Source organism: Bacillus sp. FSL R9-9834 (assembly GCF_038006905.1).
Lineage (GTDB): Bacteria > Bacillota > Bacilli > Bacillales > Bacillaceae_G > Bacillus_A > Bacillus_A pacificus.
Window position 1 is genome coordinate 2,495,256 of sequence record NZ_JBBOWD010000001.1, and the last position, 26,317, is coordinate 2,521,572.

23 protein-coding genes, 2 pseudogenes and 1 riboswitch are annotated in these 26,317 nt (G+C 32.0%); of the genes and pseudogenes, 21 read left to right on the forward strand and 4 right to left on the reverse strand.

The window, feature by feature from the left end; genetic code table 11:
* Positions 1-43: 43 nt before the first annotated feature.
* A complete protein-coding gene (locus MKY00_RS12870) occupies positions 44-670 on the reverse strand; it encodes a DUF6518 family protein (RefSeq protein WP_000376247.1) in 627 nt (208 codons plus the stop codon).
* 531 nt (positions 671-1,201) lie between these two features.
* Here MKY00_RS12870 and abc-f point away from each other — a divergent pair.
* The 5 genes and pseudogenes from abc-f to MKY00_RS12895 all read left to right on the forward strand — a co-directional run bounded on the left by abc-f (position 1,202) and on the right by MKY00_RS12895 (position 6,652).
* Positions 1,202-2,830, forward strand: coding sequence for a ribosomal protection-like ABC-F family protein (gene abc-f / locus MKY00_RS12875; RefSeq protein WP_074585731.1), 1,629 nt, complete (start codon positions 1,202-1,204; stop codon positions 2,828-2,830).
* 20 nt (positions 2,831-2,850) lie between these two features.
* Positions 2,851-2,949 (forward strand): annotated as a pseudogene (locus MKY00_RS12880) (acetyltransferase); the annotation flags it as partial.
* 288 nt (positions 2,950-3,237) lie between these two features.
* Positions 3,238-4,008 (forward strand): ABC transporter ATP-binding protein, encoded by a 771-nt coding sequence (locus MKY00_RS12885; protein ID WP_000404256.1) that lies wholly within the window; start codon positions 3,238-3,240, stop codon positions 4,006-4,008.
* Positions 3,983-5,914, forward strand: a complete 1,932-nt coding sequence (locus tag MKY00_RS12890) for an ABC transporter permease (protein WP_016717571.1) — start codon at positions 3,983-3,985, stop codon at positions 5,912-5,914. The genes MKY00_RS12885 and MKY00_RS12890 overlap by 26 nt, the downstream gene beginning before the upstream one ends.
* A 66-nt stretch (positions 5,915-5,980) precedes the next feature.
* On the forward strand, positions 5,981-6,652 hold the full coding sequence (locus MKY00_RS12895; RefSeq protein WP_016717572.1) for a lipoprotein BA_5634 family protein: 672 nt from the start codon (positions 5,981-5,983) through the stop codon (positions 6,650-6,652).
* A gap of 74 nt (positions 6,653-6,726) precedes the next feature.
* Here the strand turns inward: MKY00_RS12895 and MKY00_RS12900 are convergent, their stop codons facing one another.
* Entirely contained in the window at positions 6,727-7,068 is a 342-nt protein-coding gene (locus tag MKY00_RS12900; protein ID WP_016717573.1) for a DUF3914 domain-containing protein, read from the reverse strand.
* A 328-nt stretch (positions 7,069-7,396) separates the two neighbouring features.
* Here MKY00_RS12900 and MKY00_RS12905 point away from each other — a divergent pair.
* The 7 genes and pseudogenes from MKY00_RS12905 to MKY00_RS12935 form a co-directional block, all read left to right on the forward strand.
* A pseudogene (locus MKY00_RS12905) lies at positions 7,397-7,726 on the forward strand (lipase); the annotation flags it as partial.
* Between the two features lie 92 nt (positions 7,727-7,818).
* Positions 7,819-8,859, forward strand: coding sequence for a homoserine dehydrogenase (locus MKY00_RS12910; protein ID WP_074585727.1), 1,041 nt, complete (start codon positions 7,819-7,821; stop codon positions 8,857-8,859).
* Between the two features lie 166 nt (positions 8,860-9,025).
* Positions 9,026-10,474 carry a MocR-like pyridoxine biosynthesis transcription factor PdxR gene (pdxR, locus tag MKY00_RS12915; RefSeq protein ID WP_016717576.1) on the forward strand — a complete coding sequence of 483 codons (1,449 nt, stop codon included), beginning with the start codon at positions 9,026-9,028 and terminating at the stop codon, positions 10,472-10,474.
* Positions 10,475-10,478: 4 nt separating this feature from the next.
* Positions 10,479-11,393 carry a D-alanine--D-alanine ligase gene (gene ddlB / locus MKY00_RS12920; protein WP_016717577.1) on the forward strand — a complete coding sequence of 305 codons (915 nt, stop codon included), beginning with the start codon at positions 10,479-10,481 and terminating at the stop codon, positions 11,391-11,393.
* Positions 11,394-11,467: 74 nt separating this feature from the next.
* Positions 11,468-11,573: riboswitch (TPP riboswitch) on the forward strand.
* Between the two features lie 123 nt (positions 11,574-11,696).
* Complete coding sequence (gene tenA / locus MKY00_RS12925) at positions 11,697-12,386, forward strand: thiaminase II (protein WP_016717578.1); 690 nt, start codon at positions 11,697-11,699, stop codon at positions 12,384-12,386.
* A 366-nt stretch (positions 12,387-12,752) separates the two neighbouring features.
* Positions 12,753-15,140 (forward strand): RNaseH domain-containing protein, encoded by a 2,388-nt coding sequence (locus tag MKY00_RS12930; RefSeq protein ID WP_016717579.1) that lies wholly within the window; start codon positions 12,753-12,755, stop codon positions 15,138-15,140.
* A 208-nt stretch (positions 15,141-15,348) separates the two neighbouring features.
* On the forward strand, positions 15,349-16,119 hold the full coding sequence (locus tag MKY00_RS12935; protein ID WP_016717580.1) for a DUF3959 family protein: 771 nt from the start codon (positions 15,349-15,351) through the stop codon (positions 16,117-16,119).
* 333 nt (positions 16,120-16,452) lie between these two features.
* On the opposite strand, the gene MKY00_RS12940 is transcribed toward MKY00_RS12935, so the two are convergent.
* Positions 16,453-16,665 carry a hypothetical protein gene (locus MKY00_RS12940; protein WP_000416565.1) on the reverse strand — a complete coding sequence of 71 codons (213 nt, stop codon included), beginning with the start codon at positions 16,663-16,665 and terminating at the stop codon, positions 16,453-16,455.
* Between the two features lie 177 nt (positions 16,666-16,842).
* Between MKY00_RS12940 and MKY00_RS12945 the strand changes: the two genes are divergently transcribed.
* The 6 genes from MKY00_RS12945 (at position 16,843) to MKY00_RS12970 (ending at position 22,193) form a co-directional block, all read left to right on the forward strand.
* Positions 16,843-17,847 carry a DUF1835 domain-containing protein gene (locus MKY00_RS12945; RefSeq protein WP_074585726.1) on the forward strand — a complete coding sequence of 335 codons (1,005 nt, stop codon included), beginning with the start codon at positions 16,843-16,845 and terminating at the stop codon, positions 17,845-17,847.
* A gap of 147 nt (positions 17,848-17,994) precedes the next feature.
* Positions 17,995-18,399, forward strand: a complete 405-nt coding sequence (locus MKY00_RS12950) for a hypothetical protein (protein ID WP_000282687.1) — start codon at positions 17,995-17,997, stop codon at positions 18,397-18,399.
* A 159-nt stretch (positions 18,400-18,558) separates the two neighbouring features.
* Positions 18,559-19,794: a cytochrome P450 family protein gene (locus MKY00_RS12955; RefSeq protein WP_016717582.1), complete on the forward strand. Its 1,236-nt coding sequence runs from the start codon at positions 18,559-18,561 to the stop codon at positions 19,792-19,794.
* A gap of 267 nt (positions 19,795-20,061) precedes the next feature.
* The gene (locus tag MKY00_RS12960) at positions 20,062-21,345 is read left to right on the forward strand and encodes an MFS transporter (RefSeq protein WP_016717583.1); all 1,284 of its coding nucleotides are present in this window, start codon (positions 20,062-20,064) and stop codon (positions 21,343-21,345) included.
* Positions 21,335-21,967 (forward strand): Vat family streptogramin A O-acetyltransferase, encoded by a 633-nt coding sequence (locus MKY00_RS12965; protein ID WP_016717584.1) that lies wholly within the window; start codon positions 21,335-21,337, stop codon positions 21,965-21,967. The genes MKY00_RS12960 and MKY00_RS12965 overlap by 11 nt, the downstream gene beginning before the upstream one ends.
* Before the next feature lie 70 nt (positions 21,968-22,037).
* Entirely contained in the window at positions 22,038-22,193 is a 156-nt protein-coding gene (locus MKY00_RS12970) for a DUF1540 domain-containing protein (protein ID WP_000046091.1), read from the forward strand.
* A 100-nt stretch (positions 22,194-22,293) separates the two neighbouring features.
* Here the strand turns inward: MKY00_RS12970 and MKY00_RS12975 are convergent, their stop codons facing one another.
* Positions 22,294-22,791 carry a PadR family transcriptional regulator gene (locus tag MKY00_RS12975; protein WP_016717585.1) on the reverse strand — a complete coding sequence of 166 codons (498 nt, stop codon included), beginning with the start codon at positions 22,789-22,791 and terminating at the stop codon, positions 22,294-22,296.
* Between the two features lie 140 nt (positions 22,792-22,931).
* Here MKY00_RS12975 and MKY00_RS12980 point away from each other — a divergent pair, with 140 nt between their 5' ends.
* The 3 genes from MKY00_RS12980 to MKY00_RS12990 all read left to right on the forward strand — a co-directional run bounded on the left by MKY00_RS12980 (position 22,932) and on the right by MKY00_RS12990 (position 25,853).
* Positions 22,932-24,146, forward strand: a complete 1,215-nt coding sequence (locus tag MKY00_RS12980; protein WP_016717586.1) for a cytochrome P450 — start codon at positions 22,932-22,934, stop codon at positions 24,144-24,146.
* Positions 24,147-24,259: 113 nt separating this feature from the next.
* Positions 24,260-24,838, forward strand: a complete 579-nt coding sequence (locus tag MKY00_RS12985) for a cysteine dioxygenase family protein (protein ID WP_000954456.1) — start codon at positions 24,260-24,262, stop codon at positions 24,836-24,838.
* 163 nt (positions 24,839-25,001) lie between these two features.
* Positions 25,002-25,853, forward strand: coding sequence for a Cof-type HAD-IIB family hydrolase (locus MKY00_RS12990; RefSeq protein WP_000766398.1), 852 nt, complete (start codon positions 25,002-25,004; stop codon positions 25,851-25,853).
* The last annotated feature ends 464 nt before the right edge of the window (positions 25,854-26,317 follow it).

Consider the following 26,317-nt stretch of genomic DNA (forward strand, 5'->3'; position numbering starts at 1 on the left):
TAATAGAATTAGTCTTTTGTTTTTTCATGATACAGTATTGTAATTAAGTAAACAAACTTAATAATTTATATCCAATTAATCCTAAAATAGTGATAGGAACCATCATTAAGAAAGAAGAAATTCGATTAGCATTAGAGCGTTCTAATACAAGAATCAAGATAATCCCGACTATGACTTCGGTATATCCAACAGGTAACATGTGATTATAGTCTTCAAAATTTAAAAGAATGTGAAGTCCATCCGTTACAAAAACTCCACCAATAAGTGCACTTCCTAATTTATGAAGTGGATTTGTAGTATCTTTCCATAGAAAGCCTGCAATTCCAAAGATAGTTCCTCCAATGAATGCACATGTTATCCATACAGAAATAAAATAAATAGAATGAGATACATTTTTAAATATTATTGCATAACCATAGTAGCCTAGTACCATACCGAGTAGTGCAAGGATACCAGAAAGTATAGCTGTACGCTTAGAATAACTAAAGCTAGCCACAAAAAAGGATGGAACTAACCAAACGCTTCCTAGGTTAGCTAATGAATTCCAATGTCCTGGAAGTATACCTTGTCCCAATTTCGTTAGTATACCAACAAGTATCCCTACTATAATCGGGAGGATAAAAATCCTTACAAACATATTTAACTTTGTGATTTCTAATGTCCTGTCCATAAATTCAATCCTTACATTAATATTTTCTGTAAAGATATAATAGCTTATCGCAAGGGAATAATCAATAAAAATTTATCGAAAAACAATAAGTGGTTATTGGATAACAAATAAGATTTTGTTTTTATATAAAATTTATTACTGTGGAAACCTAAAGGGCGTATTACAATCAATGTAATTTGTGCTTATTCAACATGAAGTTAAGGAATAATAAATAAATCTAAAAGAAAGCAATCTTTTTAACAGCACATATAATTACATTTACTCATACAGTACTAGTATGGTACAATATGGTTATTAACGACGGAAAGGAATGATGGGTGGACGATGATTAACTAATCTTATTTTTAAATGTTGAAATTCAATATATTTCAATTTCTAAAAAATAGGATTAGTCTGCCCAATTTCCATACAACGGTATTGCTATTTATGTTGCGCAATAGCTTATTTGGGTATAAATATTTTAACGACTAATCCTGCCAAATTTATTTGGGAGGATTTTTTTATTCTCCCTTAATGAAAGGGATCGGTATTATGAAAGAACTATTAAAATTAAATGATGTTTATGTTGAAATAAAGGAAAATACTTTGTTAGAGAAAATGAATGTGACAGTAAGACAAGGGGATGTTATCGGATTAATCGGCAAAAATGGGGCTGGTAAATCAACGTTACTTCAATTAATAAATGGGAAGATTGAACCATCAAAAGGTACTGTTGAATGGATGCAAATGAATATGACAACAGCATATGTTGAACAAGAAAAAGAATCTTTCGTTAGTAAGGATATAATTGCAAAAGAAGCAGAACTTCTTGCGAAATGGGGCGTGCCAACGAATGATTTTTTTACTTTAAGTGGTGGTGAAAAGCTAAAAGTTCGATTAGCAAAAGGATTTGCTGAAAATCCTAATGTCTTAATATTAGACGAACCGACAAATCATCTAGATGAGATGAGTACAGAATTTCTCATTAAGCAAATTAAAAATATGAAAGGTACAGTTATCGTCGTATCACATGATCGATATTTTTTAGATGTTGTCGCGACTAGAATATGGTCAATTGAGGATAAGAAATTAATTGATCATAGCGGGAATTATACGAGTTATATGAAAGCACGTGAGCATAAAAGAATGACGCAGCAGCGTGAATATGAAAAACACCAAAAGAAGATAGAACAAGTAGAAACTCATATAAAAGAATTAAGCTCATGGTCACAAAAGGCACATGCGCAGTCCACAAAACAAGAAGGTGTGAAAGAGTTTTATCGTGTAAAGGCGAAGCGAATGGATGCGCAAGTAAAATCGAAACGAAAACGTCTTGAAAAAGAGCTTGAGAAAACGAAAGTTGAACGTGTGAAAGAAGATTATTCGGTTGAATTTTCTATTCAAGCGAATAAAAAAGTAGGGAAACGTTTTTTAGAAGTAAAACAATTACGGAAAGAATTTAATAATCGGCTATTATTTGAAAACGTTAATTTTACAATTCAGCACGGTGAGAAGATTGCGATTGTTGGCCCAAACGGTAGCGGGAAAACAACATTACTAAAGATGATTATGGGAGCGGAAACTGCTCAAGGCGAAATATGGATTTCACCATCAGCAAACATCGGTTATTTAACACAAGAAGTATTTGATTTACCACTTGATAAAACACCAGAAGATTTATTTTATAAAGATACATTTGAAGAAAGAGGAAAAGTCCAAAATTTAATGAAACATTTAGGATTTGAATCTTCTCAATGGACAGAGCCGATACGATATATGAGTATGGGAGAACGAGTAAAATGTAAGCTAATGGCTTATATTTTAGATGAAAAAGATGTACTTATTTTAGATGAACCAACGAATCATCTGGATTTGCCTTCACGTGAACAGCTCGAAAATACATTAGCTGAGTATAACGGAACACTCGTTATTGTTTCTCATGATCGATATTTTCTGGAGAAAACAACAAACACAAAACTTGTGTTTGTAAACAATACGATACAAAAGCAACTTGAAGAACCTACGAAAACAAGAGATGAAATTGAAGAGCTACGTTTAACGTTAGAAACAGAAAGACAAGAAGTATTAGGGAAATTAAGCTTTTTAACTTCTAAAGACAAAGAATATAAAGCACTGGATGAACGGTTTAAGGAACTTACGAAGCAGATTAAGGAACTTTAATGTAAGTAAGGGGGATTAACATGGGAGAAGAGAGTTTGACTAAGTTATTTAGAATAGATTGTGGAGATCTATACCTACAAGAGTTTACGGTCAATGATGCAGAGAGTATTTATCAAATACATTTCAATTAAAGGCGTAAGTTAAAAATATAACTTTGGGAATGAAAAGATCGATAAAGTAATCGGTCTTTTCTTTTTCGTATAATAAAGATAGGATATTGTATTTCCTACCACTATACAATTATTATAAGATAGTTATGCGTTAATTTTAATTTGTAAACAGTATTATTATCAGTTTTTTTAGAAATCTTACAAGCGTGTAAGATAAATGAAAGATGAATCAATATGAGCTATAAGAGAATTCATTTACACTCTATTGTGAGAAGTGCAAATGAAGGGAGAATAGAAATGGAAATTTTACATGCGAAAAATATTAGTAAAGTATATAAAGGGAAAATACCTTTTAAAGCATTAGTAGATATTGATTTATCAATTCAAGAAGGTGAATTTATAGGGATCATGGGGCCATCTGGTAGCGGGAAAACAACGTTATTAAATATGGTATCTACTATCGACTCTCCAACATCGGGAGAAATAGTAATAAATGGTACGAATCCTTTCCAGTTATCATCTGAAGATTTGGCTTTATTCCGTAGAAAACAATTAGGATTTGTATTCCAATCATTTAATTTACTTAGTACGCTTACAGTGAAGGAAAATATCGTATTGCCGATGACATTAGATGGTGTTTCTGTGCAAGAAATGAATAAACGAGTAGAAGAAATTGCAGAGAAATTAAATATTACAGATATATTGAATAAAAGAACGTTTGAAATTTCAGGGGGACAAGCTCAAAGAACAGCAATTGCTCGTGCAATTGTTCATAAGCCGCAATTATTACTTGCTGATGAACCGACCGGGAATTTAGACTCTAAATCTTCAAATGATGTAATGGAGATGCTGGATACGCTTAATAAGGAAGAAAAGGCAACGATGATGTTAGTTACACATGATCCGTATGCAGCTAGTTTTTGTAGCCGAGTAATCTTCATAAAAGATGGTCAACTGTATAACGAAATTTATCGTGGTGAAAGTCGGCAAACCTTTTATCAAAAGATTATGGATGTCCTTTCTTTGTTAGGAGGGAAAAGGCATGACTTTTCGTCAGTTCGCATTTAATAATATTTTTCGAAATAAGCGTACATATGCTGCCCATTTTTTAAGTAGTGCATTTTCGATTATGATTTTCTTTACATATGCCCTTTTATTATTCCATCCTGATTTACAGGGGGAGTTGAAATCGACAAGTAAAACAATAAGTACATTTGGTACATTAGGATTTCAAATATCCCAAGGTTTGATTTTTGTCTTTTCATTTTTCTTTATTTTATATTCAGTGAGCTCGTTTTTAAAAACGCGTAAGAAAGAATTTGGTATTTTAATGATGCAAGGTATGTCAATGAGACAGCTTAAGCAGTTATTGTTAATTGAAAATATGTTAATCGGACTTGGTTCGATTTGTATTGGTATCCTCATTGGCCTCATATTTTCTAAACTAGTTTTACTAATCAGTGCCAGTGTATTAATGATTAGTAATGGTTTACCTTTTTATATACCAGTGCAGGCTGTATTATTAACAGTTTTCACGTTTCTTGTCTTATTTTTAATCGTTTCGTTAGTTACATTTAAAACGGTTAAAGTAACCGAACTTGTGGAACTTATTCAAGCTGGAGAAAAGCCAAAGCCTGAACCGAAAGCTTCAATAATATTATCGTTACTTTCTTTAATTAGTATAGGGTATGGATATATTTCAGTATTTCGCTTTATTCAAAATCATAGTTTTATCATGCTCGTAATGGGTGTGCTCTTAGTAATTATAGGAACGTACTTTTTATATACACAATGTAGCGTTTATATATTGCATCTTGCGAAAAGGAGTGAATTTTTCTTTTTAAAGAGAACAAATATATTAACGTTTTCAGAATTAATTTACCGTATGAAAGATAATGCAACTATGTTTTTTATAGTGTCTATTATTTCAGCAGTTGCTTTTACAGCAATTGGAACTACAGCTGCTATTGGGAATAAAGAATTGGTAAGAATGACAAACCCATATACGTTTCTTTATATAGGTCCTGAAAAAGACAAAGTGGTGGATAAACATCTATCTATTATAAAAAAACATCTTGCTGATGCGAATATTCCATATCGAACAGCTTCATCTTCTTATAAATATACAGAAAGTAATGTATATGTAATGAAGTTAAGTGAATATAACGAACTTGCGAGAGCGCTAGGATATCAACAAGAAACAATTGAAAAAGAAGATGAAATATTACTAATCCCTGGAATGGTATCACAAAAACAAGAATTTAAAAATGGTGATTATAAAAAGAATATTGAAGTCATTGAAGGAGATTGGATAAAGACATTTCGTGTGAAAAAAGCTGTAGAAAATTTAGTTTTACCACATGATACTAGCGGTATTTTTATCGCGGTTCAAGATCGTGTATATGATGGTATTCCTTTTAATATCAATCAAGATGATGTAGTTATTCAACATCGTACATACGGATTTGTTGTAGATGACTGGATAAAGACGAAAGAAATTTCAAATCAATTAAATAGTATATTCAATGCAGATGCAAGAGAAGATAATTTCCATTTTCAAGCTTTGACTTTAAGTTTGTTAGAGGCAAAACAAACGAATGGATTATTACTTATGGCCAGTGTTTTAGTTGGAATCGTCTTCTTCACATTTGCCGCTAGTTTTATTTACTTCCGGTTATATAATGATTTGGATCGCGATCAACAACAATATAAAATGATTTCGAAAATGGGATTAAGTAAGCGAGAGTTGAAAAAAGTTGTAACGAGACAGTTATTATTAATGTTCTTTTTACCGATTACCATTGCAGTAATACACACAGTGGTTGCTTATATGGCATTACAACAATTAGTCGATTTTTCTATTTTAAATAGTTCTATTGTAATTTTAATTTCATTTATCTGTATACAAGTTTTATATTTCTATATAACTCGTTGGCGTTATTTACAAAAGCTTTATAAAACTATGGAACAGTAGGGAATATGAGTAAGTAAGACTGCATAAAAGCATGTAAAAACAATTTGAGTTATGAAAGGAACTGTGATGAAGAAAATATTATCTATTTTCATTTTAAGTATATTAATGTTAATAAGTTTAAGTGCATGCTCTAAAAATGAAAACAGATTTCCAGCTAACGGTGTATTAATCATTGGAGATGAAAATAATACTTTATCAATTATGAATCGTTATCAGGAAATTACGAAAGAAAATGAAGTGTTTTCTGTGAAAACGGGTACATTTGGAAATGGACAAGTTTTAATTTTAAATGAATCTACAGCACAAGCGTTGATTAAAACAAAGATTTTTCGTGAAAGAGAGAATGGATCCAAATTTAGACCTATAGATACGTTACCTAAGTTACCAAAAGAAGGCTCGATTTTGTTGGCACAAGAAGATGAAAAAAATTTTAAAAGTATTGAATTAGAAGGAAAGGAGTTTGCTGTTAAATACGGTAGTGATGCTTGGATAGGTAACACTCGTAAATATCCAACACAAGCGTATGTAATTGTAGCAAAAGATAGTGTGTATAAAGAATTAAAAGCAAATGAAACGAAAATGCATCTTCTCCACCTGAACAAGTCTTTAGGTGATGAAAAACCTAAAATGTCGACAGATAATACATTAATAAATGAAAAAGTAAAAGTAGAAAAGTTAATTAAAGATCATCAAGGGGAGGTATCATTTCAGTTTGTAACGATTGGAGAAAAATCTTAAAAAAGAGTTCGAGGTTGATAGAAATTTTATCAATCTCGAACTCTTTTTACTTTAGAGCATTCATATAACATAGATTACATTACTTCATTTAATCGAGTCTCACTCGTTTCTTCAATCGCAGTTGAATTTTGAACTGAATTATTTTGTGTTTCTTTTTCTTTACGAGCCTTTTGTAGCATTTCAAGTATAATCCATAAAGGAACACCTTTATCTTTTAGCATCTTCCATAAATCTAATTCATTAAATTTATGCTCAGGTTGTTTCATCTCTTTTTCAGATGAACGAATATCAAATTTGATGGGATCATTTGATTTTTTATTTTCAAGTTTAGTAGAAGAGATAGTATTATGCTCAAGATTAGACGGAGTTATTTTAGTAGGTTGAGATAATGTATGAATATTTGATTTGATTTGCATGCTTTTTCCTCCTTTTCAAGCAATGAGATTAGTTTTCTTATGGTTTTTAAATCTTTTTAACATGAGGAAACTATATCTAATTATAAATTCAAATAAACAGATTTACAAGATGTATTGTAAAAAGTAAAAATTCACTTGAATTAATATTTATCAACATTTGTATATGTTTTCTATATATACAACGTATATATAATACTTTACATTATGTTTAAGTTATGAATGCATGATGTAAATTAAAAAATATAAACGTTTTACTAGGGGGAGTATGGGGTAGAGAAGAAATGCTTGGCGTAAAATATTGGGGTGGTGTTCATGATATACAGGAAGATTACATTTGCCTCATTTCACGATGAATAAAGTGTTAATAGGGAACTTAAGTTCCTATGCAAGATATGAAGGAAATCATCCATTAATTGATACTGTTTGGTGGCAAAAAGACGGTGTAGTAAATACAAATTCTATGATTGTATCTTCTACTAATACTGCTGTAAATAATTATGAGCCTTTACAGGTTGGAAGATGGAATCATATCGAAACGAAAGCAAATTAGGACAATCTCGACATGGTAGGATGAAGTGTTTCAGACACATTAGGTTTTTCTAGTATTCAAGAGTTTTATAGAACAATCGCTGAAAAGCTATTACGTTTACCGAAATAGGTAATAATAAAGCGCTCTCGATGGAATTCGAGGGCGCTTTATTATATATTATATTGAAAGAGGGATTGGATAGAAAAATATGGGGGGATATTATGAAAATTAAAGTTGTACTCTCAGGATATGGAACAGTAGGAAAAGAGTTTATAAAATTACTACATGAAAAATGTTCATATATATATGAAACTTATGGTATAGAGTTAGTTGTAAGTGGCGTATTAGGCAGAAATGTTGCAATACATAATAAAGATGGATTATCTATTCATAACTTATTAATGTATGGTAGCAGTAGTGCTGCACTTGAAAAGTATATAGAATATCATCCGGAGGAACGTGCAACAGATAACATAAGTGGTACAGTGCTGGTAGAATCAACAGTTACAAACCTTAAAGATGGAAATCCAGGGAAACAATATATAAAACAAGCGATTGAGAAACAAATGGATATAGTAGCAATTTCAAAAGGTGCGCTTGTTACAAACTGGAGAGAAATAAATGAAGCAGCAAAAATCGCAAATGTACGAATTCGATATAGTGGTGCAACTGCTGCGGCATTACCGACACTTGATATTGGTCAATTTAGTTTAGCTGGTTGCCATATTGAAAAAATAGAAGGAATATTAAACGGGACTACAAATTATATTCTTTCGAAAATGAATGAGGAAGATATTACGTTTGAAGAAGCACTGAAAGAAGCGCAACGTAAAGGAATTGCTGAGACGAATCCAATATTGGATGTAAGCGGATCTGATAGTGCTTGTAAATTGTTACTTTTGACAAACAGTTTAATGGGAACAGAGCATATGCTTACAGATATACATATAAAAGGAATTGAACATGTTACAAAACAACAAATTCGAAATGCTAAGGAACAAAATAAATTTGTTAAATTAATAGCTTCAGCGTATAAGGAGCAGGATGGTAAAGTGACTCTTAAAGTAGAACCGTACGAAATAGATAAGAATCATCCGCTAGCAAATGTAAATGGGACAGAAAAAGGGATTACGTTCTTTACAGATACGATGGGGCAAGTTACTACAATTGGTGGTGCATCAAATCCACGCGGAGCCGCAGCAGCAGCTTTAAAAGATATAATTAACTTATACCGTAAAGATTTATCCCTTAGTAACAGGTAGTAAAACGCCTGGTTCGTGAGGGCTAATAATCAGTGAGCTTAATAAACAATCCCATTGATTAAAGTTCCACTTTATAAGACCGTACCGCCCTTTATAAAAAATACATATGTAGTGGACCTTTTGAGAATGAAATAATTATGCAAAAATGATTGCAGGGGGTAAGGAATTGTTTAAAGATTTTAAAGTTGTCAAAGAGCGTCCCGTTTATATTCAATTGAAAGATTATTTAAAAAAGATGATTATGAAAGGGCATTTGCTCGGGGATCAAAAAATTCCTTCGACGAGGGAACTTAGCGAATTATTAAGTGTGAGCAGAAATACTGTGCTAGCTGCTTATGCGGATTTAGAGCAAGAAGGACTTATATATGCAGTAAAAGGAAAAGGGAATTTTGTTGCGAAGGTTGATATTTCAAACACTTCGTCTGTTGAAATAGATTGGAAAAATAAACTTAATACAGTTACTTTATTAGCGGATGAATTAGATTTAATGAAACATGGTGTTCGCTGGGAAAAAGGAATGATTGTTTTTAACAGTATCGCTCCGGACGAAAAGCTATTTGATGTGGAAAATTTCAAAAGAGCTTTTCTTACTCGTATGTCCATTGAAGGTGATGTCGTATTAAATTACGGATACGCAAAAGGCTATAGACCGTTAATGAAATATCTACTTCATTATATGGAAATGAAAGGTGTAGATATTTCGAATAAAGACATTTTAATTACAAATGGATTTACAGAAGGGTTAGACATTGTTCTATCCTCGTTATCAAAGAAATCAGGGCGGGTTATTTGCGAGAATCCGACTCATCATGCTGCACTCAAGCTTTTCCGCCTACATGGTCTTGAAGTGCATGGAATAAATATGAATGAAGATGGCATTGATACGAACGAAGTGGAAAAAAGCTTGCGTGAAAAAGAGTTTGATTTTGCGTATTTAATTCCTTCCTATCATAATCCAACCGGTATTGTTACGAGTTCAGAGAAAAGAACGGAACTGATGAGATTATTTTCAAAATATAAGGTTCCTATTATAGAAGATGGATTTAATGAGGAACTACGTTATTCAGGTTCACATTTAGCCCCACTATTAACTTTTGCTGGTGCTGGTAATAATGTGATTTATATTAGTAGCTTTTCGAAGGTACTTTTCCCTGGTTTACGTGTTGGATGGATCATTGCAGATAAAGAGCTGATTCATTATTTAGAAAGTGTAAAAAGAGCAAGAACAATTCACACATCTACTTTAGATCAAGCTGTTCTTTTTCAATATTTACATGAAGGATATTTTGAAAAATATTTAAAAAAGGCAAGGTCTGTTTATAAGAAAAAATATGAGTTAGCTGTTGGGGCGTGTAACGAGTACATTCCGTTTCAAAGAATGACCGGTGATGGTGGACTTCATTTATTTATAGAGTTAGAAGAAAAAATTCATGCCCGCACACTTTTGCAAAAGTGTTATGAGCAAGGGGTTACTTTTTCTCCTGGAGATGTGTTTTATTCTGATGGAGAAGGAGCGACCACTTTTCGATTAGGATTTTCACGTCTGAAAGAAGAAGAAATAGTTCGTGGCATTAAAATAATCGGTGATACAATAAAAAACGAAATTTGGAGTTGAGGAAATGAGAATTGGCGTTATTATGGGAGGAGTATCCTCTGAAAAACAAGTATCCATTATGACTGGAAATGAAATGATTGCAAATTTAGATAAAAATAAATATGAAATTGTACCAATTACATTAAATGAAAAAATGGATTTAATCGAAAAAGCGAAAGACATTGATTTTGCATTGCTCGCATTACACGGAAAATACGGAGAAGATGGAACTGTTCAAGGAACGCTTGAAAGTTTAGGTATTCCTTATAGCGGAAGCAATATGTTATCTAGCGGTATATGTATGGACAAAAATATTTCGAAAAAGATTTTACGTTATGAAGGAATAGAAACACCAGATTGGATTGAACTTACAAAAATGGAGGATCTAAATGTTGATGAATTAGATAAATTAGGATTTCCGTTAGTGGTAAAACCAAACTCTGGTGGCTCGAGTGTGGGGGTAAAGATTGTCTATGATAAAGATGAATTAATTTCAATGCTGGAAACGGTGTTCGAATGGGATTCAGAAGTAGTAATAGAGAAATATATAAAAGGTGACGAGATTACATGTTCCATTTTTGATGGAAAACAATTACCTATTATTTCAATTCGACATGCGGCGGAGTTCTTTGATTACAATGCGAAATATGATGATATTAGTACAATTGAAGAAGTTATTGAACTTCCAGCTGAACTTAAGGAACGTGTAAACAAAGCGTCACTGGCTTGCTATAAAGCATTAAAATGCAGCGTTTATGCAAGGGTGGATATGATGGTGAAGGATGGTATTCCATATGTAATGGAGATTAATACATTACCAGGGATGACGCAAGCGAGTTTACTACCAAAAAGTGCAGCTGCAGCGGGAATTGAATATAGTAAACTATTAGATATGATTATTGAAACTTCATTAAGAGTAAGAAAAGACGAAGGATTTTAAGTAGTGGTATCATGAATAACTTTTGACAGTTACATGAAGTATGTTATGATGAATACAATACGAAAATTAAATATTTTATCCACTAGGGGGGCCTATTATAGGCTGAGATCAAATTGGAATTTGAGACTCTTAGTACCTGATCTGGTTAATACCAGCGTAGGGAAGTGGGAAAGACATTGCTATTTAATAAATAAAAACTGTCAATTTCACTTTCTTTACGCCTGTAAAGAAAGTTTTTTTGTTTTACAGATTTAATAATGGTGGGTAAATACTTAAATTTTATACATAATTGGAGGGACTTAAATGACTTTTTCACAATCATTACGTAAAGAAGTAGATTCAATTTGGGAAGCTAGTTTTCATCATCCTTTTGTAAAAAAACTTGGTGAAGGAACGTTAGATTTAGCTAATTTTCGCTATTACGTGCTTCAAGATTCATATTATTTAAGTCACTTTGCTAGAGTACAAACTTTAGGAGCTGCAAAAGCACTAGAATTAGAAACGACAGCTCGTATGGCACACCATGCTCAAAATACATATGAGGCGGAATTATCTTTACATGAGAATTTTGCGAAGAAATTAGGGATAACACAAGAAGAAAAAGATACTTTTATCCCTGCTCCAACTGCATACGCATATACTTCACATATGTATCGTGCTGCGTATGAAGGGCATTTAGGTGATATCATTGCAGCAATTTTACCTTGCTATTGGCTGTATTATGAAATTGGTGAGCGTTTAAAAGAGTGTCAGCCAGAAGAGCCGATTTATAACGAATGGATTTCTGCTTATGGATCTGATTGGTTCCGAACATTGGTGGAAGAGCAAATCACACGATTAGATGCAATAGCTGAAAAAGTAACAGAGGCAGACCGAAATCGAATGAAACAACATTTTATTATTAGCAGCCAATATGAATATTCATTTTGGGAAATGGCTTATACATTAGAAAAGTGGCCGATAAGTACAGAAGAGAAAAACGTAATCGGATAAAGAGAAGAGGTATTGCTATTCACAGGTATGAATCATACTTATGTATATAATTTAACAAAAGAAGTATCGCAAAAAGGCGCATCAATCTAAATGCGTCTTTTTTCAATTTATTGTAAAGTTATTGTAAATGATAAATACATTACATTATTTATATTGTATAATTTGAATGTATTAAAAAATAGTTTTTAAGGGGGCTGTATATGATAATTACTTTTCATTTTTAAATGAGCTGTTTCAATAATATATGGTTCAGAGAAATGTTTTTTTACTTTTCTTTTAAATACTTGATGTAAATGGATTAGAGTAAGTGCTATTTTTCTAGTTTTTTGACAATCAAGACAAATAAAGAAAGGAAGTAATCATTTTATGGGAAAATTAAAGTTGTTAACATTTGAAAATATAATAGAACCTCTTTTAAACGAAAGCGTATCATTTATATATTTTCCTATTGAATGGCTCGATATTGTAGAGATACATTATAAGACATTTTTATTAACGAGTAAGTTGAAACGATTGAATGAAAGATTATATGATATGTTTTCTGATATATTATTTATTCAGCATAATCCATATGTATTAAATGAAAATACACCATGGATTGTATGTAAAGAACCTATTAGAAAAGAACAACTTGATTATATTTTTCAAAGTTGGTATGAGATTATTCATGATTGGAAACCTAATAAATTAATAGAATCGCCAAAATATGAATGGCATTACGATTTAATTTCTAATTTAACAGTACTACATGATAAGAAAGTATATTCTAAATGGGTGCCCGCTTTAATTTCACATATTTTTTGTGAACGTCCTGTACAATTAGAAAATATAAATGAAGAAGATATATATTTTTCTCCTCTTAGATCACAAAATATTTGTGAGGCGATGTCAGAGCCTATTAAAGATGAAAAAACACAAGACTATTTCGCCTATGTATTTCGGTTCGAATATATAACGCGCGGAGGAGAGAACATTCCATTATTAAATGTTTCAATAGGAATTCGGAGGTTTTATCAAGAATATAACCATCCAGACATTCCTTTGCTATTAAGACGAAAACGGGGCATGATATTAATTTCTACTCCAGAATTTGCATCGAATAATAAGAAATTACGATTTGTAAAACTAAAAGTTCAGCAGGCTACAAACGGCATCAAATGGATTAAGATATTTAGAAATTTAAAAGATGATTTTCGTATAGGTGGAGAAGTTGAATTAGAGCATATTCTTCAATATCCGAAAGATTATATGCTAGGAGCAAATCTTAGGGTACTTCTTCCATACAATGAGAGGATATATAAAGTTCAAGGTACTAAAATAAAATCTGGTATAAAAGCAAAAGAAAGAGAGTATCTATTTAAAGGGTTTCAACAAAAATTTTCTTATTTCACATTACTACCAGAATGCAAAAAGATGGAAACAGATAATAGGAAAGAATTATTCCCTTTAATTGCACCAAAAGGATTAGAGACTATAACGCTAGAAATATGGTCTGAAAAAATATCGCTGGAAGTAGAACAAGCATTATTTGAAAGTGAAATTGTGTTAGCTCAAATTAGTGAGTCATCATATATATTAAATGCAGATTCGCCAGTGTTGTTAAAAATAGTAAGATGTAATATTGAAAAGGTATTGCAAAATCCATATAAAATGCAATATTGCCAGAAGTATAAAACGAATTTAGTAGAGGATGTTATGAAAGCGGTTTATGCTACTGCAGGTGAGCGTAATGATGCGACATTGGCGTTAATTGCAATGAAAAATTGTGATGGACGTGAAAAAATTGATCCAAAGCAAATTGTTAGAGAAGGATTTGCACGAACAAACCGTATTTCAGCATTTATTAATTTATTTATAGGTCAAAGTGTATCTCGTAAAACGATTATAAATGGTATTTTGAGTTTATTAGAACAAAAAGGATTTTTAAAACGTAGTTGGAATAAGATAAATTTACCTTGTACATATGTTAATTTATCAATTGAACGAATCTCGAAATTTGATTTCTTACCCATTTTTTCAAAAATAAAAGGAAAAGAAATTTCATATAAATTATATGGGAATACAGAGTGGCAAACGATTGATCGTTTATTATTAAATGTAGATAAACATAACACCTTTTTGCCGCAGCCTTCAAAAAGAAATGATATGGGCATTCAATTTAAACAATTTGTTTCTGAAACATTAGCGGAAATTTTACAACCTGCAAAAGAGCAAAATGAGCAAGTATACTTCATTATAGATGCGAATGTAAGAAAACATTGGATAAAAGAGTTACAAAATGAAAAAATTGATATAGATACTTTCCCTGACATTGTTCCAGATGTGCTAAAGGTTCCAAACTTAAATGCTGTAAGAATAAATACATCTTTTGATGTACCAAAATACGGTGTGATAGAATGTGATGACGTACTAGATAGTACGAGTTTATATATAGATCAAAAAGGAATGTATTATAGCACTGGTGAGTATCTGTGTAATGATAGTGAAACATTGCATCGATATATACTTGAAATATTACCTCTAGGTGTAAAAGCTGTTGAAAGGAACTATATTGCCAAAATGGTACATTACATGTGCTGTAATTCAAGTATGCTTTTGGAAAAGAATATACACATGCCATATTCTATGCATATGGCGAAAGTAATAAAGAGCTATATGACGGATATAGATGCAAGAGAGTTTAAAGAGTTTGATGATGAATTGGATGTAGATATTATAAAAATAGAAAAGAAAGATTCAATTATTCTACTGTAAATAATAATAAACAAATCCTGCTCATTATATCGATCAGGATTTGTCATTTTTTCATGTAAATAAGGATATCTTTTGTCATGTATCTTCTCTTTTATATATTTACTTTATTTCCATACAGGATTAAGATGTTTTTTAGAAATAAAAAACTATATCATTTGGAAAAGCAATAGGAATGAATTCAAAAGAAATTGGAAAGGAATGAGGAATTGTGAAGAAATTAGATGTGCTATTCATGCTATTGAGCGGCCTCTTTCCAGTTGCAGGAATTATGAAGCAAATCCCACTAGAACAATCTTTATATATTGGAGGCCTTTTATTTTTCACCAGTTTCGGTAGTTATTTTGCGAAAAAAATATATTCACGTATATGTAGCTGGATAGCATATGCGCCATTTATTACACTATTGTTAGTTATTTGGCATCAAGATATTTCAACAAGTTCAATCATAGCGAATGCGAAAATCGCTGCTTGTGTCGCTTTAATCCCATGTTTATTCCGTTTTCGTACATATGGGCTTACTTTCGGTTTATTCGCATTATGGGCTGCTTTACTATGGGATATTAAAGAGGTGCAGTCGTTAGTCATACTTGAACGTATGTCGAGTTTAATGACAAGTAATTTCAAATATCTTATGCTTTTAGTTGGTGGACTTATATTAGGTGGATTAATTGCTATGTTATTACACCGTAACGAAGAGGATTATAAAGAAAATATAACTTTATTTCAACAAAAAAAGAAACGTAAAAAGCTATCATTTAAGATTCCGATCCCAAGATTACCGAAATTTAAGTTGAAATTATTTAAGTTTGGTGGGAAAGTATCGAAACAAAAAACGCCTGAAGAAATACGTGAGCATAATTACGAAGAACCAACTGCAGTTGCAACATATGAAATGGCAGAGCAAATACCTCAATATAAAGAAGAGACTGCTCAAGGACAAACGAGGATGGAACGTCGTAGAAATCGGTATAATGCATAATGAAGTTAAAAGCCCCTTAATGATTAATCCTACTAATATATCTTCTGTAGTTGAAAAAATTGGTGTACCGGCTAAGTTTATGGAAGCTTAAAAATCGGTACATAAAAAAACATCCACGGGGGATGTTTTTTTATGTATAAATATGTTAATTGTACAATGAATTTATGAGGAGAATTTATAGTGATACTTCGTACATGCACAAAAAATAAGTACAAGCATATATTAGATAGTGGGACAAGACCTTCGTGTCCTACTTAATACTCAGAAAAACCTCTATCACATGAGAGCATCTGATTGCAGGGTGCTCTTTTTTATCCCACTTTATCCGGATCTTTAACTTTTAATTTTAAACATATCTTTGATGCTCATAAATATTAAAAATAAAATAATAGCAAAAATTAAGTTAGATAAATAGAAATCTTGATGAAATATTAATTCAAAGATGACATCAAAAACATATAAAAAGGCGATAGTAGGTAATATACAAATAAATATAAATCTCCAATTTTTTAGATAATGTTTATAATTAGGAAATACTTTCTCCATAAACATAGCTCCTATATTTTTTATTTTCCATATAATTATACATTTAAATAAAAAGATTTACAAAAGGTTATTTAGCAATCTTTCTAATACATGATTTGACTAAAAAACTTTTAAAGAGTAACACTTAAATGATACACTATAATCTACGTTATTTTTGAAATGAATAGAGGGGTTTACATGATAGATAAAATTAAAAATGCTGTAGAAGATATGCACGAAGATGAAGCAAAACATTTACTTCAAAGTATTCTAATCCAATTAAATTTATTAAAAGAAAATTATAGTGAAGATACTATTAAAAATTTGATGGATATTCCTAAGCAACTAACGAGTAATACATCTTATAAAAGAAATGTAAAAGAAGTCTCACACGTACATATTGCATTTGATGATTCAACAGCTGGATGTTTAAAGCATATGCTTGGTCAAGAAGAACGATTGGAAGAGATGGTTGTTGCTTTTTCTGAATTCTTTTCAATTGGGCCGATAAATAAGTTACATATGAATGAAGGGCAACTAGCAAGAAAAGAGTGGTTAGTAAATAACTTAACTTCTTATGATTGTTATTTTGAAGAAGAGTATTTACCAAGATTTAAGGAAACTTTAGAAGTTTTACATTCAATTCCGAATGAAACACCAATTACCATTTGGAAGGCAGATAACGCACATGAACATGTAGGTCTATGTTTTGTAATGGCGCAATTAAAAGATAAGAAAAATATTCGCGTTATGAATACATCTGAAGCAAGTAAAGAAATATTAAAACTAGAGTATGTTATTCGTGGAACAGGAGAGTTAGCACCTGAAAGTTTAGCTCTAATTCAAAAAAGTTTTGTAAAATTGCCGTATTTAACTGTAGAGAAACGTATGCAGTTTGAACAAGAGTGGGATAGTCTATCGAAAAGTACGGAATTTTTAAGAGTTTGGACAGACAATGAAGTACGTTCTGTACAAGAAAATTATTTTGATCAATTTATTATTGAATGCGCGAAAAGCATAGGCGCTGATCAAGAATTCCGAAAAGCTCCTAGAGTAATTGGTGAAGCACTTGGTCTTGTAGAACAATCAGTTGGCGATACGTTTTTAGAATATCGCTTAAAGGAATTAATTAAACAAGAAGTATTTGAATTTGAAGGTTCATTAGATGAAATGCGTTTCTATAGTGTGAAATTAAGAAAATAATACATCTATTCTGTTTATGAAGAAGCTCGTATTTTTAAATACGAGCTTTATTTTTTGTTGAATTTAGGCTATACATAAGCTTCCCAGAGAGGGCATATCACATATGAATGGTAAAGACAATGAATAAAAAGAAGGTGATTTATTAATATGTATAACCAGCAAAATTATCCATATGATCAAGCGATGTATTATAATCCACAAAACTACGGGTATGAACCTACAAATGAAGTGAGAGATATTGAACAAGAAGATTACAGACCAGATGATGCGGAAGATGCTCCAACGTCACCACCTCCGTCACAAGCGCCGTCGTTACCGTCTACATTTGCTTCTCCTGCACAACCAGGTAATATGAAATCCTGGATGTGTAACTGTCTAGGAAGATGGGGCTATTTACGCTTACATCGTCCTGGTCCTTTCGGAAGGGATTTATGGTTCTTCCCGACTGAAGTGAGAAGAAATGGAGTATCAGGTTACACGTGGCAAGGTGGTCGTCGTCGTAAAGTAAGTTATCGCTATCAACAAATTAGTAATTTTATGTGCTTCGCATAAAGAGAAGTGAGGGAGTGAAACGATTTTACTTTCTCACTTTTTATTTTTCAATATACGAAGTGAGATTTTGATTAAAAATTTACAATTTTCGCGTTTTTATTAGAGTATAATGCATATGTTGGGTTGGTTTTCAACAACAAATGAGAGTGAGGGAATGCAATGTCAATGAAAAATAAAGTTGGGTTAAGCATAGAGGATGGCATTAATTTAGCTTCAGCTCAGTTTAAAGAAGATGCGTATGAAATTTATAAAGAATCGAGAAAAAAACAACCAATATTATTTGTAAACCAAGTTGAAATCGGTAAAGAATGGCTCATTACTAGATATGAAGATGCTCTGCCACTTTTAAAAGATAATCGTTTAAAAAAAGATTGGACAAATGTGTTTTCTCAAGATACAAAGAACATGTATCTTTCCGTTGATAATAGTGATCACTTGACAACACATATGCTAAATTCAGATGCACCTAACCACAGTCGTTTACGATCTTTAGTTCAAAAAGCTTTTACACCGAAGATGATTGCACAATTAGACGGAAGAATTCAGAGAATAGCAGATGATTTGATAAGTGATATAGAGCGAAAAGGTACATTAAATCTTGTGGATGATTATTCATTTCCATTACCAATTATTGTGATAAGTGAGATGCTCGGTATTCCAAAAGAAGATCAAGCGAAATTTAGAATTTGGTCTCATGCTGTTATTGCATCACCAGAAACACCTGAAGAAATAAAAGAAACTGAAAAACAACTATCTGAGTTTATTACATATCTTCAATATTTAGTTGATGTGAAACGAAAAGAGCCAAAAGAAGACTTGGTGAGTGCTTTAATACTTGCAGAGAGTGAAGGGCATAAACTTAGCGCCCGAGAACTATATTCGATGATCATGTTACTAATTGTAGCGGGACACGAAACAACGGTAAATTTAATAACAAATACAGTATTAGCACTTCTTGAAAATCCAAATCAATTACAGTTATTAAAAGATAATCCAAAACTAATTGATTCGGCTATTGAGGAAGGATTGCGTTATTATTCTCCAGTTGAGGTTACAACTGCAAGATGGGCAGCAGAACCTTTTCAAATTCACCATCAAACAATACAGAAAGGAGATATGGTTATTATCGCATTGGCTTCAGCGAACCGTGATGAAACAGTATTTGAAAATCCAGAAATATTTGATATTACACGGGAGAACAACCGTCACATTGCCTTTGGCCATGGTAGTCATTTCTGCTTAGGAGCTCCACTTGCGAGGTTAGAAGCAAAGATCGCTATTACTACTTTGTTCAAACGAATGCCTGAACTACAAATAAAAGGCGATCGTAAAGACATTAAATGGCAAGGTAACTATTTAATGCGTTCTTTAGAGGAATTGCCTTTAACTTTCTAGAATAGTTAAAGGGAGACATGCATACATTGAAAATGTTTTACATAGAGTATGTATGTGTTATTTAAATTCGAAACGGAAGGGTGAAAACATCCCAATGATCAACTAATTCTATTTATAAGAGATCTTCGTTAAAAAACGAAATATTCTTCTGAATAGGATTAGTCTGTACATTTATAGAAAAGGGATGTATTTCGCTCTGCGAATATATAGTCTTTTTATATGATTTGTGCTGCTTCCTGTTCAGAACATGAAATAGGAGGCTTTTTTATGTCGACAAATGTAGTAACGAAACAAAACAATGGGGTATCACAAGTATTAAAAAATCGGTTTGTTCAAGTGATTTTAGCATCAGCATTATTTTTACAAATTGGAATATGGGTTCGGAACTTTGCGGTATTACTTTACGTAATGGAAATGACAAAAGGTGATGCTTTTGCTATTTCGATGATTTCAGTGGCGGAGTTTGCTCCAATTTTCATCTTTTCCTTTATTGGTGGAACGTTTGCTGATAGGTGGAAGCCGAAGAGGACTATGATATGGTGTGAGACTTTAAGTTCTTTATCAGTATTTGCAGTATTAATTACTCTAATGTTTGGAACGTGGAAAATCGTATTTTTTGTCACACTTATTTCTGCAATTCTTTCACAGTTTTCTCAACCATCTGGCATGAAATTATTTAAACAGCATTTATCGGCAGAACAAATTCAATTAGCAATGTCTATTTATCAAACAATATTTGCGATATTTATGGTATTAGGACCGATTCTTGGAACATTTATTTTTCATAGTTTTGGAATTTATATTTCAATCATTATTACAGGTATTGCTTTTTTACTTGCAGCAGCTGTGTTGTTATTTCTTCCGAAAGATCTTGAGAATGATAATGAGAAGAAAGAAATCACTCTGTTACAGGAAATGCTTGATGGTATTAAATATGTGAAAAAGAAAAAAGCATTAACTTTGCTAGGGCTTTGTTTTATGGCAGCAGGACTAGGAATTGGTTTAATTCAGCCGTTAGGTATTTTTATTGTAACTGAGCAGTTAGGATTATCAAAAGAGAGTTTACAATGGTTACTAACAGTAAATGGTGCAGGAATGATTGTTGGAGGTGCTTTAGCGATGGTGTTTGCAAAAAACGTTGCGCCGCAAAAGATGTTAATTATCGGTATGCTTGGTCAGGCAATCGGCATCGGTATTATAGGTTATTCCACCAATTTATGGATAACACTCACAGCACAACTTTTTAGCGGTTTAGCTCTTCCTTGTATTCAAATAGGTATTAATACGCTCATTATTCAAAATAGTGATACTGATTTTATTGGTCGTGTAAATGGCATTTTAAGTCCGCTATTCACCGGTTCAATGGTAGTAACAATGAGTATTGCTGGTTCATTAAAAGAAATGTTCTCATTAAGTACGATGTACGAAGGCACAGCTTTACTATTTATAATTGGATTATTATTTATTTTACCTATATACAATTTAAAGCCAGTAATAGCAGTAGAAAGTGAAATAAACGGTAAAGGAAGTGCTGTGCAACATGAATCCTAATCCAAATGTTAAATATCCTATTGAAGGAAATAAAAATGTTCACTTTATAAAAAATACAATAACGAAAGCTAATATACTCGCCGGTGACTATTCATATTATGATGCGAAAGATGGAGAAACATTTGAAGATCGAGTATTACATCATTATGAATTTCTTGGTGATCACCTTATCATTGGAAAATTTTGTTGTATTGCAAATGGAGTTACCTTTATTATGAACGGAGCGAATCATCGGATGGATGGATTTTCGGCATATCCATTTAATATATTTGGAAATGGGTGGGAGAAGCATACACCTAGTTTGTCTGATCTACCTTACAAAGGGGATACAGTCATAGGTAATGATGTTTGGATTGGTATGGATGCAACCATTATGCCCGGAATCAAAATAGGAGATGGTGCAATCATTGCAGCTAAATCTGTTGTGACTAGAGACGTTGCACCATATACAATTGTTGGTGGAAACCCCGCAAATAAAATAAAGGAACGATTTACAAATACAATAATAGAGGAATTACTGCAAATTCAATGGTGGCATTTTGATATTGAAAAAACAACTGAAAATATAGATGCTATTGTACAAGGGGATATAGAGCCATTAAGAAAGCTAAAAATGGAATAAAAAATGCATAACAAAGAGTATCATACCTCCGAATTTTGTTAATGATAATAGAACGAGGAGGTGTGATACTATGGCACAAGACGTTTTATGTGAAGTAAACAATTGTAAATTTTGGGCTAACGGTAATAAATGTAGCGCAGACGCAATTTATGTAGTAAGTCATAAAGGAAAACAAGCATCGACTACAGAAGAAACAGATTGCAAAACTTTCGATCCGGAAGTATAAATTTTTAAGGGTAACCAAATCGTGGTTGCCCTTTTATTAATTATAGTATTGATAATAAATCTCATTTTCATTCATTGTTTTTAACTTTTCTTGTTATTTTTCATATTTTCTTCATAAGTGATGTAATCCAGAGCAATTCATGCTCAATACGCGATTTACTAAATTCAATGACTTCTGTAATAAAAGATGAAATAGCATCTAAAGATTGAATAGCAGTAAGCTGTTTATGTAGTACGTTTTGGCGTATTGTTAAAATTTCTTTTCTAGCTTTATAATCAAGTTTTTCAAATAGCGCGATACGAACAAGAAATTCTGCATTATTTGTCGCGAGTTTTTCGGGAAACTCGCGTAACATTTCAGAAAAAATTTCTTCTCCTGTTTCAGTAATGTCATACATATTTCGGTTTGGTTTTCCGACTTGTGTATGTACCTTTTTCGTTATAGCCCCCATATTCTCAAAACGTCGAAGAGAAGGATAAAGCATATTATGATTTAATTCAAAATTCTCTCCTAACCGATTTTGAATATTTTTCTTTATTTCATACCCATATTTTGGCCCTGACGTCAATTCTGCGAGCAATAAAATATCAACATACATAAAAATCCCCCTTATTTATTTCTCAAGTTCTCCTACGAAAAATCCCCTTTAGTATATGTTAAAATAACATATGTTAGATTATACAACTTTGAATTACCGACCTATCACTTTTATTGTAAAAGAAAAGGGAGGAAAGGACTATGGCTTCGCCTGAAAATGTGATTTTAGTTCATGAAATTTCAAAGCTGAAAACGAAAGAGGAATTGTGGAATCCGTATGAGTGGTATCAATTTATGAGGGATAATCACCCCGTACATTATGATGAAGAGCAAGATGTTTGGAATGTATTTTTGTATGAGGACGTAAATCGTGTTTTATCAGACTATCGCCTGTTTTCAAGTAGAAGGGAGCGAAGACAATTCTCAATCCCTCCTTTAGAAACTCGAATCAATATTAATTCTACTGATCCACCAGAACATCGCAATGTACGTTCTATCGTTTCTAAAGCATTTACTCCAAGGAGTTTAGAACAGTGGAAACCTCGAATACAGGCTATTGCAAATGAACTTGTACAACATATTGGAAAATATAGTGAAGTTAATATCGTTGAAGAGTTTGCTGCTCCTTTACCTGTTACTGTTATATCCGATTTGTTAGGAGTGCCAACAACTGACCGCAAAAAAATTAAAGCATGGTCTGATATTTTATTTATGCCGTATAGTAAAGAAAAGTTTAATGATCTGGATGTAGAAAAGGGGATAGCACTAAATGAATTTAAAGCATATCTTCTACCAATCGTTCAGGAAAAGAGATACCATTTAACGGATGATATTATCTCAGATTTAATACGAGCTGAATATGAATGCGAAAGATTAACTGATGAAGAAATTGTTACTTTTTCATTGGGTTTATTAGCGGCTGGCAATGAAACAACTACAAATTTAATTATTAATAGTTTTTACTGTTTCTTAGTGGATTCACCAGGAACATATAAAGAATTAAGAGAAGAACCTACATTAATTTCAAAAGCAATTGAGGAAGTATTACGCTATCGCTTTCCCATTACATTAGCTAGGAGAATTACAGAGGATACAAATATATTTGGCCCTTTAATGAAAAAGGATCAAATGGTGGTTGCGTGGGTAAGTGCAGCAAATTTAGATGAGAAAAAGTTTTCACAAGCCTCTAAATTTAATATACACCGAATAGGAAATGAAAAGCATTTAACATTTGGTAAAGGTCCTCACTTTTGCTTAGGGGCACCACTTGCACGTTTAGAAGCTGAGATTGCATTAACTACCTTTATAAATGCTTTTGAAAAGATAGCATTATCTCCATCGTTCAATTTAGAACAATGTATATTGGAAAATGAACAAACTTTGAAATTCTTACCTATCTGCTTAAAAACTCAATAAACTGTTCAGCAAGGTACAAATTTACTGTACCTTGTTCTTTTATTTCTCAATTGTGAAATTTTAGTTGGTTATTTAGTATGGAAGTGTGTGAATAAGAGTAGAGGAGGATGCTTATGTTAACATGTAATGGAAGTAAGACGTTCCAAACATTTATTAAAGCTGTAACGGATTTAATAAATAGTAATTTGTTAGAAGATCAAATGGTTTGTGGGATTGAAAAATTATTAGAAGAACTTTTAGAAAAGAAAACATGGCTTCCGTTAGAAAAACAGAAGGCGAATTCGGCTCAATATGCACGACACTTATTATATGAAGATCCTTTAAATCGTTTTGAAGTATTAGCTCTTGTATGGAAAGATGGACAATCGACTCCTTTGCATGATCATGATGGCACATGGGGAGTAGAAGGTGTATTTACAGGGAGAATAATGGTGCAGAACTTTATACAAACTAAGCAGCTTGAAAATTCACTTGTTTATTTAACTCATACAGGAAATCTTTATTTGGGAGAAGGAGAAACAGATAAAGTCATTCCACCAGCTGATTGTCACATTCTTGAAATAGATGACAATGAAAGCGTTGTCACAATTCATGTTTACGGAAAACGTTTAGAAAAGTTTAAAGTATACGTTCCAACTAAAGAAAAGAATGTATACACATGTGAGACAAAATATATTCATTATAATTCATAGTTTAAAGTCCAAAGCCCTTGCTTTGGATTTTATTTATAATTATTTCTTGACCTGAAACGCTTTTCATAAATTATAAATAAAGAGTGCTTTACGAGAGCGGTATGAAAACGATACCTTTTGTTTAACATGAGCTCGTGTATATATAGAAAGTGGTGAAGAAATAATGAAATTAATCGCAATTGATTTAGATGGAACTCTTCTTTCGGGGAACAAAATGATTAGTAACGAGAATGCAGAAGCAATTCGAAAATGTCAGGAAGCTGGTCATGTTGTAGCAATTTGTACAGGTCGTTCTATCGTCGATATTGAACGATTGTTGTTAGAAGTTAATTTGGAGTGTCCAATTATTGCCGAAAATGGTGCGCTTATATATAATGATAAAAAAATGATGAAGAGATATCCAATTCAAAATATGCAGGCACTCGAGATTGTGAATTATCTTGAAGAAAACGGATTATATTATCAGCTTTATACTAATAAAGGTGTGTACGTACCGGAATATGGAGTAGAGAGTGTACGCAATGAAATCGATTATGTGAAACATTCAAATGAAAATATCGATTTGAAAGAGTTGGAAACGATCGCAGCATTATACCTTGAACATACAGCATTTCTTAGTGCAGAAAGTTGTAAACCAATTGTAGAAACAGATATACATGTGCATAAGCTTTTACCATTTTCTTATGACATGGAAAAATTAAAAAAGTTAAAAGAAACGTTTCTGCATAATACTGATTTAGCAATTACATCTTCATATTGGCATAATTTAGAGATTAATCATCGAGACGCTCAAAAAGGAAATGGACTATATACTTTAGCGGAACATCTAAATATTCCAGTTGAAAATACTGTAGCGATAGGTGATGGGTTAAACGATGTATCCATGATGGAAAAAGCAAATCTATCAATTGCAATGGGGAACGCAGTCGAAGAAATAAAAGCGATGTGTCAATATGAAACTTTGACTAATGAAGAACATGGTGTTGCACATGCTTTATATAAATATGTAATGTAATATAAAAAGAAAAAAAGAATCTAAATAGATTCTTTTTTTCTTTTTATTAGGGGTAAGGTATTCTATGAGATTCATAGAAGCCTTATTACATTTTATTATATAGAATATATTGGAATAAATGTTTATATTTTTCATAGTAATTGTGAAAATTTTATGAACTTTATATTTAATGCATTTTTATAATACAACTAATACGTATGAATTCATGTCAAAACTTAACAAATGTAAGGAGCTAAGGAGAGTTTGTGCAACATAAAAGATCATGATTGGCACAGCTAATAATTAATCGGTGATGAAAAAACTTACTAATTAGAGTTTCAATTTTGTACGGATATATTTTTTGTTTTTAATTGAAAAATAAAATTTGTTCGAATAATTATTCTTCAGCTATATACCTACAGGCACATTCTTCGTATAATGGAGAAGTATGAATTTTAAATTTGTATGAATTTTACATATTGAGG